This window comes from Lutibacter sp. (genome assembly GCF_013139515.1).
Lineage (GTDB): Bacteria > Bacteroidota > Bacteroidia > Flavobacteriales > Flavobacteriaceae > Lutibacter.
Genome location: NZ_WTAR01000086.1, coordinates 23,743 through 40,549, shown reverse-complemented (window position 1 = coordinate 40,549; position 16,807 = coordinate 23,743). Strand labels below are relative to the sequence as shown.

The following is a 16,807-nucleotide window of genomic DNA, read 5'->3' as shown; positions in this document are numbered from 1 at the left end:
CTACCAATTCCACCACTTCAGCATTGGTATTTTATATATTGTAGAGCGAAAGACGGGATTTGAACCCGCGACCCCCACCTTGGCAAGGTGATGCTCTACCCCTGAGCTACTTTCGCAGTCATATTTTCTTTAGAACTTACATTCAATCTCTCAAATGCGAGTGCAAATTTAAAATAATTAAACTAATTGCAAAGGCTTTTTTAAAAATTATTTTAAAATAATTTTTAATCGGCTAGCTTTAAGGTTGTAATTCTCTAATAATAAAATATATTTGCAGTGATTTTAACCAAATTTAACATCAATAACTTCAAATTCAAGTACAATAAAGTGAATTTTTCAGCAATATTTAACGATTTTAAACAATTAACAAAGGTAGGATTGTCACTAAGTGTAGTATTTTCTTCATTAGCGGGGTATTTATTAGCAGTTGAAAAAATTCAAGTAGCAACACTTTTTATGTTAGCAATTGGAGGTTATTTAATGGTTGGCGCATCCAATGCCTTTAATCAAATAATTGAAAAGGATACCGATGCTTTAATGAAACGAACCATGAGCAGACCTTTGCCAACTGGTAGAATGCATGTTTCAATGGCATTGGTTATTGCAATTTCATTTACCATTGTAGGTTTAGCAATTTTATACAGTATAAATCCTAAAAGCGCCTTATTTGGCGCCATTTCAATCTTTTTGTATACAAGTGTTTATACGCCATTAAAATCGATTACACCTCTATCTGTTTTTGTTGGCGCTATTCCTGGGGCCATTCCATTTATGTTGGGTTGGGTAGCCGCTACAAATGATTTTTCTATTGAGCCTGGAGTGTTATTTTTAATTCAATTTTTTTGGCAATCTCCTCACTTTTGGGCTATTGCATGGTTGCAATATGATGAATATAAAAAAGCTGGTTTTAATTTAATGCCAATGGGGCAAAAAAACAAAAAGGCAGTAATACAAATTATTATATATACAGTTTGTTTAATAGTAGTTTCAGTAATTCCTGTTTTAAAAATGACAGGAAGTTTTTATATTTACCCATTAACAGCAGTCATTTTAGTTGCATTAGGAAGTACAATGTTGTTTTATGCTGTTAAATTATATAAAAATCAGACAAATAAAGAAGCAAGGCAATTGATGTTATCAAGTGTTTTGTATATTACACTCATACAAATAATTTACGTTGTAGATAAATTTTTACATTAAATGAAAAATACGTTAAAACAAGAATTAAAACAAGCCAAAAGAAAATCGGCTAAACCAATGCTTTGGGTCTCAATGATTAGTATGACTATGATGTTTGCTGGTTTAACAAGTGCATATGTTGTAAGCAGAAAACGTGACGATTGGGTTTCGTTTGATTTACCACCCGCATTTTATACAAGCACAATTTTAATTGTATTAAGTAGTATTGCTTTTTTATTGGCTAAATTTTTCATCAAAAAAAACAACAGAAAACTTACAACCTTATTCTTAGCTTCAACATTAATTTTAGGAGTAGGATTTGTGTTTTTTCAGTTTGAAGGATTTAAAGAGTTGTTTGATTCAGGGTTGTTTTTTGCAGGTGCAAAAAGCACTGTAAAATCGTCTTTTATTTATGGGATTACACTAGCACATTTAGCACATATTGCAGCTGGAATAATTGTTCTTTTAGTTGTATTCTATAATCATATAAATAAAAAGTATACTTCAACAAATTTCTTAGGTTTAGAACTAGGTGCTATCTTTTGGCATTTTGTTGATATTTTATGGATTTATCTATTTTTATTCTTCAATTTTATTAGGTAATAAAAATTACATATATTTGGCGCAACTATAACTAAAAATCAAAACAAACTTTATATGGAAGCAACTGTTGCTACTGATACTAATGACAATAATTGGGATGGAGGGAATAAAAAACCTTTAGACGCAAGTTATGGTAAAATGATGATGTGGTTCTTCATTTTATCTGATGCACTTACATTTTCGGGTTTTTTAGGAGCCTACGGTTTAATGCGTTTTAAATTTATTGACTCTTGGCCAATTGCTGATGAAGTTTTTACTCACTTTCCATTTTTGCACGGTGTACACGCACCAATGTATTATGTTGCATTAATGACCTTTATTTTAATATTTTCATCTGTAACAATGGTATTAGCTGTTGATGCTGGTCATCAAATGAATAAAGCCAAAGTAACTTTTTATATGTTTTTAACCATTATTGGTGGTGCAATATTCTTAGGCTCACAAGCTTGGGAATGGAAAAATTTTATAGGAGGTTCATATGGAGCAATTCAATTAAACGACGGTAAAATTATTCAATTTGTAGATGCTTCAGGACATCAGGTTACTTTAGAAAGTTTTGCTAAATCTTCTCATTCAGAAAGAACCCAGCATATAAAAAGTAAAGGATTATGGTTTGTTGAAGAAGCAGCTTTACCAGCAATAACATTAAATGAAGTTATTGAAGGTTTTAAAGCTCACCCTGAAATTACGATTAGAACAGAACAAATAAATCCAGAACTAAAAGAAAAAATTATAATTCCTCGCTCTAATGCTATGAATTATTTAGATGAAAGCAAAGCCGTAGTTGTAGGTGCAAACTTACAAGTAAACGAATACGGAAGAACATTGTTTGCTGATTTCTTTTTCTTTATAACAGGTTTTCACGGTTTTCACGTATTATCTGGAGTTATCATAAACATTATCATATTTTTTAATGTTATTATTGGAACTTATGAAAAAAGAAAAAGTTATGAAATGGTTGAAAAAGTTGGATTGTATTGGCACTTTGTAGATTTAGTTTGGGTATTTGTATTCACATTCTTCTACTTAGTTTAATTCAAAAAAAGATATAAAATGGCAAACGCACAAGAACATACATCACACACAAAATTAATTTGGAAAGTATTTGGAATACTTTCAGCTATAACGTTAGTTGAAGTTATTTTAGGAATTATAAAACCTGAATCACTTCATTTAACCAACTTTTTAGGAACAAGTTTATTAAATATTATATTTCTAGTTTTAACATTGGTAAAAGCATATTATATCACTTGGTTTTTTATGCACATGGCCGATGAAAAAAAGAATTTAAGAAGAGCAGTTGTTTGGACAGCGCTTTTCTTAATAACTTATTTAGCTGCGTTATTATTAATTGAAGGAAGTTACATTAACGATGTTTTAGGACCATTAACTAAATGGAACTACTAAAATCTAAAAAATATAAATTTAGAAAGGTGGTTTTTTAAACCGCCTTTTTTTATACAAAAGAGATGAAGAAATTTTGGGTGCTTTTTAGCTTATTTATTTTACCGCTAGTATTTTATATATTTTTATCAAAAGGAATTTATAAATATTCAAACTTACCAATACTTACAGAAAAAGTAATTGATTTTCAAAATTTTTCTTCAGAAGAAAATAATTCATTTGCTGAAAAACTATCAATAGTTTGTTTTTTAGGAAATGATATAAATGAAGCAAAGGCAAGCTTATTTAATTTAAATCAAACAGTTTATAAACGCTATTATTTAAAACCTCTATTCCAAATGGTAGCTGTACTTCCTAAAGGAAAAGAAGATGATTACAAAGAAGTAATTAAAGAACTTGCTGCTTTTACAGATATTAAAAACTGGTGTTTTGTGTACACAAATTCAGAAAATATTCAAACACTTTTTAATAGCTTTGACACACCTTATCAATTAAATGAAAATTTGTATTCAGAAAACGCATTTATTATTGATATGGAGTTACGTTTACGAGGAAGAAAAGACGATGAGGATACCCAAGATGGAAAATTATACGGTTATAATATGAGGTCTGTTTCAACGCTAAAAGATAAATTGAAAGATGATATTAATATCATTTATTATCAATTAAAAAAATCTAGGGAAAAACAAGAACGAAGAAAACGAGAAATTTAATCACAATGAAAAAATATTCATATATAGGTGTCGCTTTTATCATTTTAATTTTTGGAATTTATGCAATTCCAAAAATTGTAAACAAATTTAAAACACCTAAATTAGTTACTATTGCTAAAGTTCCTTCATTTGAATTTACCAATCAGGATGGTAAATTAATTTCAAATTCGTTTTATAAAAATAAAGTGTATGTTGTTGAGTTTTTCTTTACAACGTGCCCAACAATTTGTCCTAGAATGAATGAGAATATGGTAAAAATTCAAAACGAGTTTTATGCATTTCAAGATTTTGGAATTGCATCATTTAGCATCAACCCAAAACACGATACTCCTGAAGTTTTAAAACAATATGCCAAAGATCACGGAGCAACTTTAAATAATTGGAATTTCATGACTGGAAATCAAGATGCTATTTATAAATTAGCAAATACAGGTTTTACACTTTTCGCAGGTGAAAATAGCGATGCTGAAGGTGGCTTTGAACATTCAGGAATGTTTGCCTTAGTTGATAAACAAGGAAATATCCGCTCAAGATTAGATGAATTTGATAATCCAATTGCATTTTATGAAGGATTAGACCCAAAAGGAGTTAAAATGATTAAAGAAGATATTGCCATTTTATTAAAAGAATAATGACAACAGACACCAAAAAATATAACAAGTGGATAGTTATGTTATCCATTGCAATTCCTTTAGTAGTTGCTATTTTATTTGGTGTAAAAATTGATGCGGAACTGCCTATTTTTTTACCGCCAATTTATGCCAGTATAAATGGGTTAACTTCAATACTACTTATTGTTGCAGTTTGGGCTGTTAAAAACAAAAAATTAAAGTTACACGAAAAATTAATGAAAACAGCCATTGTGTTTTCTGTGTTATTTTTAGTTTTATATATGGCATATCATATGACTTCTAACTCAACCAAATTTGGTGGTGAAGGAAGTTTGAAAATTATATACTTTATAATTTTAATTTCTCATATTATTTTGTCAATTATTGTAATTCCATTTGTGTTAATTACCTACGTACGTGCAATTACAAATAACATTGAACTTCATAAAAAAATAGCAAAATACACATTTCCTTTATGGTTGTATGTTGCTCTAAGCGGTGTTGTAGTTTATATTTTAATAAGTCCTTATTATTAAAATGAAAAAAATTCTAGTCATATTATTTTTATTTTCATTTCAAATAAACAATGCACAATGCGCTATGTGTAAAGCTGTTGTTGAAAGTGGTGATGTTTCACAAGCAGAAGGGTTAAACTCAGGTATACTTTATTTAATGGTTTTTCCTTACCTTTTAGTGGGTGCTTTATTTTACTTTATTATTAAAAATAGAAGAAAGAAGAAAATTTAACATTTCTATAAGAGACTAAGAGTGTAACAAATAATAATTTTAGTCGTCATATAACAATATCAACTTAACTATAAACTCAATTCAAGATAATGAGAACAAAAATTGTTACTATTTTGGCGCTTATATTTTTCATAAGTATTAATGCGCAAGATAAAAAATGGACACTTCAAGAATGTGTAAATCATGCTTTAGATAATAATATTACAATTAAGCAAAACAGGTTAAATGTTGAAATAAGCCAAGAGAATGTGATTAGTACTAAAGGTAATTTTTTACCTAATTTAAATGCATCAACAAGTGGTAATCTAAATTTCGGATCTGGTTTCGATCCAGTTTCTCAAGATAGAGTTTCTACAAGTACTTTCGGTGGTTCTTTCGGAATTAACTCTGGGATTACAGTTTTCAACGGTTACAGGAATTTAAACACCTATAAACAAGCGCAATTAGGTGTTGAAGGAAGTGAATTGGATTTAGAAAAAATTCAAGACGACATTTCATTGTTTGTTGTAAATACGTATTTAAATGTATTATTTGCTAAAGAAAATTTGAGTGTAGCTAAAGTTCAATTTGAAATAAGTAAAAAGCAAATTGAAAATGCAACAGCTAAATTTGACGCCGGAGTGAAACCTAAAGGAGATTTATTAAACGCACAATCAACAGCAGCTACAGATGAGCAATCTGTAATTTCTTTTGAAAACACATTAAATTTAGCTCTATTAGACTTAGCACAATTATTACAGGTGAATCCTATTGGTTTTGATGTTGAAGTTATTAATGTTGAATCCCCTTCAGTTTCATTATTATATAAAAACCCTAATGAAGTTTACCAAAAAGCATTGACTAACAGGCCAGAAATTAAAAAAGCTCAATTAGATATTGAATCAGCTGACTTATCAGTTGAAATTGCAAAAGCATCATTCTTACCTTCTGTATCTTTAGGTGCCAATGTTGGAACCGGTTATGGTTTTAATCTTAAAAATAATTCTCATATACCCTATTTTACACAATTAGATGATAATTTAGGTTACGGTGTCAGTTTCAGCGTTAATATTCCTATTTTTAATAGAAACCAAACGAAATCTAATGTAAATAGACAAAAAATTAATTACGAGATTTCTAAATTTGGGTTAGAGAACGAAAAGTTACAATTACAACAAACTATTCAAAAAGCGTATTACGATGCTAAAGCTGCTGCAAAAACTTTTGAAGCTGCAGAAAAATCATTAATTGCACAAAATGAAGCTTTTAAAAATGCACAAGAAAGTTACAATTTAGGAGCAATGACACAGTTTGATTTTGATCAAGTACGTAATCGTTTTGTGAATGCTGAAGGTGCAATAATTAGAGCAAAATACGACTACGTATTTAAAACTAAAGTATTAAAATTCTATTTTGGAGAGCCTATAACACTTGACTAATTATTGAACAAATAGTTAATTAAACATCCAACTTTTAAGTTGGATGTTTTGTTTTATAGCTATTGAATTAAGTATCTTTGCCTTTTAAAATTAAAACATTGGGGTATATATTAAACATAGAAACGGCAACAAAAAACTGCTCGGTGAGTTTGGCTAAAAATGGAAGAACTATTGTTTTAAAAGAATTAAACAATGGTAATTACTCACACGCTGAAAAATTACACGAATTTATAAAAGAAGTTGTTAATGAAGTTGGCGTTAAATTAACTGAATTAAAAGCCATAGCCGTTAGTAAAGGCCCAGGTTCTTATACAGGCTTAAGAATTGGTGTTTCGGCAGCAAAAGGCTTATGTTTTGCTTTAGACATCCCATTAATAGCAGTTGACACTTTGCAAGCATTAGCCTTGTCTATTTCAATTTCTGAAGGACTTGTAATTCCGTTGTTAGATGCAAGAAGAATGGAAGTTTATAGCGCTGTATTTAATTCTGAAAATGAAATAAATAGAGAAGTAAAAGCTGAAATTATTTCAAAAGATTCGTTTTGTACTTATTTAAATGAACAAGAAGTTTATTTTGTGGGTGATGGAGTTGAAAAATGCAAAGGAATTATTACACATAAAAACGCCACATTTATTGATGACAAATTGCCTTCAGCCAACGAAATGTCAAAACTTTCTTTTGAAAAGTACAAAAAAAACGACATCGAAGATGTCGCTTATTTTGAACCTTTTTATTTAAAAGATTTTGTTGCTATAAAACCTAAAAAATAAATTATTTTAAAGTTGAATAATATTCTAGAATTTTTATAATGTCTTCTTTTTTAGATTTTTTCAACTTATTGTGTTTCATAAAACTAGCAATATCATTTGATTTATCACTAAAAGATTTCAAAAAATCCTTTTTGCTTTTTGGAAGTAAAAGAACTTTGCTATTACCTAATTTATAATAAAATGACTCACTTGAATTAAACCTAGCAAGTTTATCTTCTTCATATGAAGATTTAGCTTTTTTAGCTGAGATTAAAGTTCTTTTATGCTTTTTATATAGTTCTATATTACTCTTATTAAGTAGTAATTCTAAATAGCCTTCATTATTTTCACCTTTATCCTCATACGTTTTTAAAACAAATGTTTTACCTAGAATTAGTACATTAAAATTAGTTGCTTTAGCTAAATAAACTATAGATTTATCTTCTTTTTGAATTTCAATTTTATCTTCATAAACATTATAGCGCATCTGATAACTATAAATCTTTTTTGCATTTGTATTATTAATAGTTCCTAGTATAAATTGATTATTAAAGTATGGATCACCTTCATAATTTTTGTAGTTACTAGTAGGGTTTTTGTATCTAAAAACATCTGATATATCAGAGATAGCATTATTAATTGAATTTCCTTTTTGAGAAAAAACAGTTGAATACGTTAAAAGTGTTATTAGCAGTATTAATTGAGGTTTTTTCATTGCGTTTTATTATTTTTAATTTTAAAAAATTTAATTGCAAATATAAGATTATTTACGAATATGAACTTGATGAGGATATGGTATTTCAATACCAGCTTTATCAAGCGCATTTTTACCTTCTTCAAGAATACCAAAATAAACATTCCAATAATTTTCAGGAGTTGCCCATGGACGAACAGCGAAGTTAACAGAACTATCAGCCAATTCAGATACATTTACGCTTGGAGCAGGGTCTTTTAACACATTATTATTACTTAACATAACTTGCATTAACACATCTTTTGTTTTTTTTATATCTTCATCATAACCAACTCCAAAAGTTAAGTCTACACGTAATTTACCTTCTTCGGTATAATTTATAATATTTCCATTTGATAAAATTCCATTTGGAATAATTACTAATTTATTTTCTGGTGAAGTCAATTTTGTTACAAAAATTTGAATTTCTCTTACTGCACCTAGCTCTCCTTGAGCTTCAATTAAATCACCTACTTTAAAAGGTTTGAAAATCATGATTAATGCGCCACCTGCAAAATTAGCTAATGCACCTTGTAATGCTAAACCAATAGCTAAACCTGCAGCTCCTAAAACAGCTATAAATGAAGTGGTTTCAATTCCTAATTGAGAAATAGCTGTAATAAATATTAATATTTTCAAAGCCCAACCTACTAAGTCTCCTATAAATTTTTGAAGTGTAACATCAATGCCTCTTTTAGCCATTAATTTTTTAGTGATTTTTACAATTTTTTTAGCTAACCATAACCCAACTATTAAGATAAGAAAGGCAATTACTAAATTCATTGCGTATTTTTCAATTAATGACATAGCAATGTCTAAATACTTTTGGTAGTCCATAGTCTTTTATTTAAAAAGTAATGTTAATATTATTCCAATAATTGCGGGTATTGCCTGTACATAAAATAGTTTTATTTTTTTTGTAGTTAAAGCGCCTACTATTCCAGCAATTGAAACGCAACTTAAAAAAAACAGTCCTATTTGCATTGAATATTTTTTATCTATTATTGACCAAATAAGTCCGGCTGCTAAAAACCCATTATACAATCCTTGGTTTTGAGCCAATGTTTTAGATATTTTTGCGTCTTCAAGTTTTAATCCAAAGGCTTTCAATCCTCTTGGTTTATCCCAAAAAAACATTTCTAATATCATAAAATAAATATGCTCAAATGCAACTAATGCAACAAAAAATATTTGTAAAGTTTTCATTTTTAAAAAGTTATTTTTAATTGATTTAACGCTTTTTTTGGATCACTTACAGGAAGCTGACAAGCACCATCTACACAAATATAAATATAAGTTTCACTTTCATTATAACGCCCTTCCATTAATGGTAATTTACTATTTTTTGTACTTCCGGCAATTAGTTTATTAGGAATGTAATTTTCATTTAATTCGTGAAGTTTCTCAAAAGCATTTTCACCTGAAATAGCTATTTCATAATAATCTCTTGAAAAATCAGCCATTAATTGCAACCAATTTGAATAACCTGACCCATATTTTTGAGTTCTATCTTTTACATTGGCAAGCATTTGTTTACTTACTTTTAAATAATAACTATTTGAATAGTAATGACTTAATTTAAATAAATTTCTTGCCATTATAGAATTTGAAGCAGGAATAACATTGTCTTCAATTTCCATTTTTCGTGTTATTAAATTTGGATCTTCATTTGAAGTAAAATAAAACATAGCTCTTTCTGTATCATAAAAATGATCAAAAGTATAATCGGTTAATTGTTTGGCTGTGTTCAACCACATTTCATTAAATGTAGCTTCGTATAAAGCAATGTATGCATCAATTACCGTAGCATAATCTTCCAAATACCCGTTTATGGTGCTTTTACCATTTTTATAATTATGATTTAAATTTCCGTTTTCTTGTAGTTGTTTGGTATAAATAAATGTTGCGTTTTTTATGGCTACATCTAAAAAGTGTTTTTCATTAAAAACGGTATATGCGTTTATATATCCTTTTAACATTAATGCATTCCAAGAAGTTAAAGATTTATCATCTAATCTTGGCTTGTCTTTTTTATTTCGTTTTTTTAATAATATTTTTTGCCAAGAAGTAACTTTCTCTTCTAATTCTTCAATTGAAATTGAGTGATTTTTTAATATTTGAGAGGTATTATCTTTTCTAATAAGTATATAATTATCGTGTTCCCAAAATCCATAATTGTTTACATTGTAATAATCTGAAAATAGTTCAAAGTCAGCAGTTAAAATCAATTTTAATTCCTCTTTTCTCCAAACATAAAAAGCACCTTCTTCTAATTTACCTTCCTTATTATTACTATCTGCATCTAATGATGAATAAAAAGCACCCTCACTTGAAGTTTGCTCTCTTTCAATAAATTGAAGTGTTTGATAGATCGTATTTTTATACAACTCGTTTTTGGTTGCTTGATAGGCTTCTGCATATAAACTAACCAATTGTCCGTTATCATATAGCATTTTTTCAAAGTGTGGAACATGCCATTTTTTATCTACCGAATAACGCGCAAAACCTCCGCCAATTTGATCATAAATTCCACCTAAAGCCATATTAGTAAGCGATGTATTTACATAATTTAAAATTTCGTTATCTTTAGCTTGAATTGCATAGCGTAATAAAAATTGATAATTATTTGGCATTGGGAATTTAGGAGCACCTATTCTTCCGCCTAAATCAAAATCCATGGTTTGTTTCCATTCTGTAACCGATGATTTTAAATCTTCAGTGGTAAAACCTTCAGTAGTATTATTAAACGAAATTAAATTTGAATTTTTAACTCCTTCAGTTAGCTTTTCAGCATAATCAATTGCTTTTTCTGGAGTTTTTGCATATAATTCAGCCAATTGAGTTAATGCGTTTATCCAATTTTTCTTCGGAAAATAAGTTCCTCCCCAAATTGGTCTTCCGTCAGGTAAAGTAATACAATTTAGCGGCCAACCTCCTTTGCCTGTTATTAACTGTACGGCGTTCATATACACTTGGTCAATATCTGGGCGCTCTTCTCTATCAACTTTAATATTTATGAAATTTTGATTCATAATTGCAGCAACCTCCTCATCTTCAAAACATTCATGTTCCATCACGTGACACCAATGACAAGAAGAATAACCAATAGATATTAGTATTAATTTATTTTCCTTTTTTGCAAGCTCAAGTGTTTCAGCATTCCAAGCATGCCAATCTACTGGGTTATGTGCATGTTGCAATAAATACGGACTTGTTTCATTTATGAGACTATTTGTATATGTATGTTTTGGCATTTTTTGTTTAGTTTGACTTGTACAACTAGTAATAATTATTAGTAAAATAAAAACTATTAAACGGCTCATTAAATTATTTTTTTGATAAAGATAATGAAAGTAATCACGTTCGTTTAAATTACTAAAACGTTTTTTTAATAATTGAAGAAAAATGATTTCTGGCGAAATGATGTTAAGTAACTTTGCATACTTAATAATCTCAACTATTAAAATATAGTATTCTAATGAAAAAATTATTTTTCGTACTCCCATTTTTAATTGCAATACAAAATATCAACGCGCAAACAGAAGTTCTAAAAGAAACTGGCTCTTGGTTTACCTTCACAAACAACGTAAAATTATCTGATAAATTCTACTTTGGAAATGTATCTCAAATGCGAAGGGTTGATTTTATGGATGACATAAAAATTGTTTTACTAAGACCTAGTTTAAACTATAAAATTAATTCTAATATAACTGTTGGTATGGGTTATATGTTTTTTAGAGCTTACCCTAATGGCGTTGTTCATGCTTCAATTACTAAAGGCGAAACCAGGTTTTGGCAACACATTACTTTAAAATCTTCAGTAGGTAAAACTAAATTTTACAATAGGTTTATTTTTGAATATCGCTTTAAAGATGTTATTAATACAGAAGTTACTCCAAATATTATTGATGGTACAACATACGCTCAAAGATTTAGGTACAGATTACTTGCAACTTTTAATTTATTTAAATTAAAAAACAACAACTATATTTTAGGGAAAGTTTCTAATGAATTAAGAATTAAATTTAAAACCGGCTTATCTCAACCAGATTTTGATCAAAATAACTTGTATGCTTATATTGGTTATAAATTATTTGATAATTCTAAAGCTTGGATAGGTTATGGTAGAAATTACTTCAAAAAAAGTGAAGGAACATATCTATCTGAAGATATACTTCAAGTAGCTTTGAGTTACGATTTTGATGTATCTAAAAAGAAATAAAAAAGCCGAGCAAATTGCTCGGCTTTTTTATAGTATATAGTTTTTTTTAGCTTAAAGCTTCTTTAATTCTATTCACAGCTTCACGTAGTTGAGCTTCAGATGCTGCATAAGAAATTCTTATACAATTTGGTGCTCCAAAAGCTTCTCCTGTTACTGTAGCAATGTTTGCTTCTTCTAATAAAAGCATAGAAAAATCTGATGCAGTTTCAATTTTATGACCCTTAATTTCTTTTCCAAAAAATGCTGAAATATCGGGAAAAACATAAAATGCACCACCTGGTATATTTAATTCAAACCCTTCAATTGCTCCTAATAATTCTAAAACCATATCTCTACGGTTTTTAAATTCATCAACCATATATTGTATTTTAGAAACGGGCGCTTCTAAAGCTGCAATTGTTGCACGTTGCGCAATACTATTTGCGCCTGAAGTTATTTGTCCTTGCATTTTATTACACGCTTTAGCAATCCAAGTTGGCGCTCCAATATAACCAATTCTCCAGCCAGTCATAGCAAATGCTTTTGCTACACCGTTTACTGTAATTGTTCTATCATACATACTTTCAATAGCTGCAAAACTAAAAATTGGCTCTCCATAACTTATGTGCTCATAAATTTCATCTGAAAGAATATAAATATTAGGATGTTTTTCTAACACTTTTGCCAAAGCTCTATATTCTTCTTCACTATAAATTGAACCACTTGGGTTGTTTGGCGAGTTAAAAAATATTAATTTGGTTTTAGGCGTTATTGCTGCTTCTAATTGCTCAGGCGTAATTTTAAAATCTGTTTCAATTGTTGAAGGAATTTCTTTATAAGTAGCCTCTGCTAAAATTGAAATTGCCGAATAACTTACCCAATATGGAGCAGGTAATAAAACTTCATCACCCGGATTTAATAAAACCATAGCAACATTTGCAATTGATTGTTTTGCTCCTGTAGATACGACCACTTGATTAGGTTGGTATTCTAAATTATTATCACGTTTAAATTTAGCACAAATAGCTTGTTTTAAATCTAAATATCCATCAACTGGGCTGTATGAACTGTAATTATCATGAATAGCTTGTACTGCAGCTTCTTTAATAAAATCTGGTGTATTAAAGTCCGGCTCTCCTAAACTTAAACTAATAATATCTTTTCCTTGTCCTTTTAATTCTCTTGCTTTAGCGGCCATTGCTAAAGTTGCTGAAATTGGTAAACTGTTAATTCTGTCTGATAGTTGGTTGCTCATAAAATAAAAATTATACGTACGCAGGTTTTATACCTAACGTTTTTAATTGGTTAAAGTGCTCAATAAGCGCTTTTTGAAATGTTTTATATTCGTTATATGGTAAATTAAATTCTAATGCTGTTTCTTTTACAATTTTTGCGATTTTCACGTAATGAACATGAGAAATATGCGGGAAAATATGATGCTCAACTTGATGATTTAAACCTCCTGTATACCAAGAAACAAACTTGTTTTTTGGTGCAAAATTTGAAGTTGTAAATAATTGATGAACTGCCCAAGTATGTTCTAAATTTCCTTCTTTATCTGGTAAAGGCATTTCAGTTGATGGCACTACATGTGCTAATTGAAAAACTACACTTAAAATAATACCGGCTGTATAATGCATAACAAAAAAGCCTATTAATATTTTCCACCAAGCAATATCTAATATTAAAAGAGGTAAAACAATCCATAAAAAGTAATACACTATTTTAGTTATTATTAAAACGGTCCATTCAGTCGCCGGGTTTGGGAATTTTCCATAAGAAAGTTTACGTTTTAAATAACTGTGCATTTGTTTAAAATCGGTAGTAATTGCCCAATTTATAGTTAATAATCCATATAGTAAAAATGAATAATACTTCTGAAACTTATGAATTTTCAACCATTTTGAATGTTTGGAAAAACGAATAATTCTACCTGCATCAATATCTTCATCATGTCCTTGTATATTAGTAAAAGTATGGTGTAATACATTGTGTTGAACTTTCCAGTTATAAACATTCCCTGCTAAAATGTAAATACTACTTCCCATTAACTTATTTACCCACTTTTTACTTGAAAAAGATTCGTGATTACTATCATGCATCACATTCATTCCAACACCTGCCATTCCTATTCCAATAACAACTGTTAATAAAAGCAATACCCATTGAGGCATAGAAACCGTTAAAATTAAAACTAATGGCACTAAAAACACAGCAAACATTATAATAGCTTTGGAATATAATTTCCAATTTCCAGTTCGTTTAATTTGGTTTTCTTTAAAGTAAGAATTAACTCTTTTGTTTAGCGTTCTAAAGAATTTCGCTTTGTCAATTCTAGAAAAATGTATTGTCTTGTTAATCATATTATAGTTATATATAACAAATATACATGCCAAAATTACACCAATTCTATTCTGAAGAAGAAATTTTATAAAAAATATAACATTTTATCAAAAGTTGTTAATTTAATTTTGAAAGAAGTAATTTTACGCCCACAATATTTAACTCCATGGAACTACTATTAAAATACTTTTCAAATTTATCTGAAACTCAAATTAATCAATTTTCTATGTTAAAGGAATTGTATGCTGAGTGGAATGCTCAAATTAATGTAATTTCAAGAAAAGATATTGATGAATTATATGTGCGCCACGTATTACATTCTTTAGGAATTGCAAAAATACAACCTTTTCAGCCTAAAGCATCTGTTCTAGATGTTGGTACTGGCGGTGGTTTTCCGGGTATTCCATTGGCTATATTGTTTCCTGAAACTAATTTTTATTTGGTAGATTCAATTGGAAAAAAAATAAAAGTAGTAAATGAGGTTGCTGCTGCACTTGGTTTAAAAAATGTAAAAGCAGAACACATAAGAGCTGAAAAGGTAAAAGGAGAATTTGACTTTGTAGTGAGTAGGGCAGTAACTAAAATGGATGATTTTGCTAAATGGGTAAAAACCAAAGTTGCTAAAAAACAACGTCACGAATTAAAAAACGGAATTTTATATTTAAAAGGTGGCGATTTAACTGACGAATTGACAAACTTCCCTAAAGCTAGTCAGTTTAATTTAACAGATTTTTTTGAAGAAGATTTTTTCGAAACTAAAAAGGTTGTTCATATTCCTTTAAAATATAAACCAACTAAGTCTTAAAAAAAATCAATTATTCATTACTAATAATTGCATTTGGAGATGCATCATTTTTTAAATTTGAAAACAATGTATTTTTAGGTGCTCTTCCAATTATTTTAAAATCTCTTTTTCCTTTAAACCAATGTTCAATATACCCAGCGGAGTGAATGGCAATTCTATCGTACGATTTAAATTTTAAAAATTGTTGTTCAGCTTTATCTAGATCGGCTTCAAATTTATTAAAACGAGTTCTTCTATTTTCTTTTGCAATTTCATCGTAATACGTTTCATTTTTTGCTGTTTTCCATTTACCAACTATATTATCGGTTTCAACTCCTATTGCAACAAACTTATCATCATCAAATTCATCAGCCCATTTAAGCAACGTACTTGCCAATTTAATAAACCTATCATTATTACTTGTGTAATTCATTAAAGCACCATGTTTTGAAAATGACATATAGTGATAAGCAACATAATTACTTGAACCGTTCCAAGTAACTTTAGTTCTACTCACCCAACTTGGTCTTAATGCTGCTGAATGCACAAAAGGTCTTGCGCTATTTTTTAGTAATTTTTTATTCCACTCTTCAACTTTTTTAGTTGCAGCTTCACAATACTCTAAATACGGAACTAAATATTCTTTACTTCTAGGTTCTTGATCAAATTGAACCCCATGAAAACCACTTTTGGGATATTTCAAGTTAAATTTTCCAACAGCATCCATAATTATTTTTGCTGCAATAACATGTTCATTTTCAGAAGTTTTCCCCATATAATCAATAGACTGTTTTTGCCTGCCAGATTTTCTTAAATCGGGTTTCCCATTAGGTTTAAATAATGGCTTTAAAAAACTATAATATAATCCCCAAACTTTTACACCTCTATTATTTGCTTTTTGTATGAAATTTACAATTTTTTCTTGATTTTCTTCGGATGCAATTTCACCCTTTTGAAGTGTTTTACTTTTCCATGAAGGAATACAAAACATATATATATCGGAAATAGATTTATTTAAACAAAAATCTAAATATGCATCTTGTTCTAATTCACTTTTTAACGCATAATTTTGCCAACTCCAATGTGCTCTTTTAATTGGTTTATCAAGTAAATCCCAACCTTTATGAGCTTTATTTTGGGCATTTATTACTCCATAAATTAAAAAAAAGAAAAGAAATATTTTTTTCATTAAATAAATATATTGTTAAGATTTTGGTTTAAATTGTTAACGACTAATTTGCATGAAAGTTGTACGCACTTCACTCTTATCACATAAAATTTGAAATTATGACAAATGTTAGTTTTTAAACAAACAATAAAAG

The 16,807-nt window shown here is 28.9% G+C and carries 19 protein-coding genes and 1 tRNA gene; 12 read left to right on the top strand and 8 right to left on the bottom strand.

Annotated features, from left to right (window positions below):
- Window positions 1-44 precede the first annotated feature (44 nt).
- A tRNA-Gly gene (locus GQ540_RS08530) sits at window positions 45-116 on the bottom strand.
- 211 nt (window positions 117-327) lie between these two features.
- On the opposite strand from GQ540_RS08530, the gene cyoE reads away from it, so the two are divergent.
- The 10 genes from cyoE (at window position 328) to tsaB (ending at window position 7,445) form a co-directional block, all read left to right on the top strand.
- Window positions 328-1,200, top strand: coding sequence for a heme o synthase (gene cyoE, locus GQ540_RS08525; RefSeq protein WP_291800047.1), 873 nt, complete (start codon window positions 328-330; stop codon window positions 1,198-1,200).
- Window positions 1,201-1,782: a cytochrome c oxidase subunit 3 gene (locus tag GQ540_RS08520; RefSeq protein ID WP_291800046.1), complete on the top strand. Its 582-nt coding sequence runs from the start codon at window positions 1,201-1,203 to the stop codon at window positions 1,780-1,782. It abuts the gene before it with no gap.
- 54 nt (window positions 1,783-1,836) lie between these two features.
- Window positions 1,837-2,817 carry a cytochrome c oxidase subunit 3 gene (locus tag GQ540_RS08515; protein ID WP_291800044.1) on the top strand — a complete coding sequence of 327 codons (981 nt, stop codon included), beginning with the start codon at window positions 1,837-1,839 and terminating at the stop codon, window positions 2,815-2,817.
- Window positions 2,818-2,835: 18 nt separating this feature from the next.
- The gene (locus GQ540_RS08510; RefSeq protein ID WP_291800043.1) at window positions 2,836-3,189 is read left to right on the top strand and encodes a cytochrome C oxidase subunit IV family protein; all 354 of its coding nucleotides are present in this window, start codon (window positions 2,836-2,838) and stop codon (window positions 3,187-3,189) included.
- Between the two features lie 62 nt (window positions 3,190-3,251).
- Window positions 3,252-3,899, top strand: a complete 648-nt coding sequence (locus tag GQ540_RS08505) for a hypothetical protein (protein ID WP_291800041.1) — start codon at window positions 3,252-3,254, stop codon at window positions 3,897-3,899.
- Window positions 3,900-3,904: 5 nt separating this feature from the next.
- Window positions 3,905-4,531, top strand: coding sequence for an SCO family protein (locus GQ540_RS08500; RefSeq protein WP_291800039.1), 627 nt, complete (start codon window positions 3,905-3,907; stop codon window positions 4,529-4,531).
- The gene (locus tag GQ540_RS08495; RefSeq protein ID WP_291800037.1) at window positions 4,531-5,046 is read left to right on the top strand and encodes a DUF420 domain-containing protein; all 516 of its coding nucleotides are present in this window, start codon (window positions 4,531-4,533) and stop codon (window positions 5,044-5,046) included. The genes GQ540_RS08500 and GQ540_RS08495 overlap by 1 nt, the downstream gene beginning before the upstream one ends.
- A gap of 1 nt (window position 5,047) precedes the next feature.
- Window positions 5,048-5,257: a hypothetical protein gene (locus tag GQ540_RS08490; protein WP_291800035.1), complete on the top strand. Its 210-nt coding sequence runs from the start codon at window positions 5,048-5,050 to the stop codon at window positions 5,255-5,257.
- 89 nt (window positions 5,258-5,346) lie between these two features.
- The gene (locus GQ540_RS08485) at window positions 5,347-6,675 is read left to right on the top strand and encodes a TolC family protein (RefSeq protein ID WP_291800033.1); all 1,329 of its coding nucleotides are present in this window, start codon (window positions 5,347-5,349) and stop codon (window positions 6,673-6,675) included.
- A 98-nt stretch (window positions 6,676-6,773) separates the two neighbouring features.
- A complete protein-coding gene (tsaB, locus tag GQ540_RS08480; RefSeq protein ID WP_291800031.1) occupies window positions 6,774-7,445 on the top strand; it encodes a tRNA (adenosine(37)-N6)-threonylcarbamoyltransferase complex dimerization subunit type 1 TsaB in 672 nt (223 codons plus the stop codon).
- A gap of 1 nt (window position 7,446) precedes the next feature.
- Here the strand turns inward: tsaB and GQ540_RS08475 are convergent, their stop codons facing one another.
- The 4 genes from GQ540_RS08475 to GQ540_RS08460 are packed head-to-tail and all read right to left on the bottom strand — an operon-like array spanning window position 7,447 to window position 11,411.
- Entirely contained in the window at window positions 7,447-8,139 is a 693-nt protein-coding gene (locus GQ540_RS08475) for a hypothetical protein (RefSeq protein ID WP_291800029.1), read from the bottom strand.
- A gap of 48 nt (window positions 8,140-8,187) precedes the next feature.
- Window positions 8,188-8,994, bottom strand: coding sequence for a mechanosensitive ion channel domain-containing protein (locus tag GQ540_RS08470; RefSeq protein ID WP_291800027.1), 807 nt, complete (start codon window positions 8,992-8,994; stop codon window positions 8,188-8,190).
- A 6-nt stretch (window positions 8,995-9,000) separates the two neighbouring features.
- A complete protein-coding gene (locus GQ540_RS08465; RefSeq protein WP_291800025.1) occupies window positions 9,001-9,363 on the bottom strand; it encodes a DUF1304 domain-containing protein in 363 nt (120 codons plus the stop codon).
- Between the two features lie 2 nt (window positions 9,364-9,365).
- Window positions 9,366-11,411 carry a thioredoxin domain-containing protein gene (locus GQ540_RS08460; protein WP_291800023.1) on the bottom strand — a complete coding sequence of 682 codons (2,046 nt, stop codon included), beginning with the start codon at window positions 11,409-11,411 and terminating at the stop codon, window positions 9,366-9,368.
- A gap of 224 nt (window positions 11,412-11,635) precedes the next feature.
- Between GQ540_RS08460 and GQ540_RS08455 the strand changes: the two genes are divergently transcribed.
- Window positions 11,636-12,379 (top strand): DUF2490 domain-containing protein, encoded by a 744-nt coding sequence (locus tag GQ540_RS08455; RefSeq protein WP_291800020.1) that lies wholly within the window; start codon window positions 11,636-11,638, stop codon window positions 12,377-12,379.
- A 46-nt stretch (window positions 12,380-12,425) separates the two neighbouring features.
- Here GQ540_RS08455 and GQ540_RS08450 read toward each other — a convergent pair whose 3' ends face one another.
- Together GQ540_RS08450 and GQ540_RS08445 are read right to left on the bottom strand one after the other, a co-directional pair.
- A complete protein-coding gene (locus GQ540_RS08450; RefSeq protein ID WP_291800018.1) occupies window positions 12,426-13,613 on the bottom strand; it encodes a pyridoxal phosphate-dependent aminotransferase in 1,188 nt (395 codons plus the stop codon).
- 10 nt (window positions 13,614-13,623) lie between these two features.
- Complete coding sequence (locus tag GQ540_RS08445) at window positions 13,624-14,721, bottom strand: acyl-CoA desaturase (protein ID WP_291800016.1); 1,098 nt, start codon at window positions 14,719-14,721, stop codon at window positions 13,624-13,626.
- A 146-nt stretch (window positions 14,722-14,867) separates the two neighbouring features.
- Here GQ540_RS08445 and rsmG point away from each other — a divergent pair, with 146 nt between their 5' ends.
- Window positions 14,868-15,506, top strand: a complete 639-nt coding sequence (gene rsmG / locus GQ540_RS08440) for a 16S rRNA (guanine(527)-N(7))-methyltransferase RsmG (RefSeq protein WP_291800014.1) — start codon at window positions 14,868-14,870, stop codon at window positions 15,504-15,506.
- A gap of 10 nt (window positions 15,507-15,516) precedes the next feature.
- On the opposite strand, the gene GQ540_RS08435 is transcribed toward rsmG, so the two are convergent.
- The gene (locus tag GQ540_RS08435) at window positions 15,517-16,674 is read right to left on the bottom strand and encodes a hypothetical protein (protein ID WP_291800012.1); all 1,158 of its coding nucleotides are present in this window, start codon (window positions 16,672-16,674) and stop codon (window positions 15,517-15,519) included.
- Window positions 16,675-16,807 lie beyond the last annotated feature (133 nt).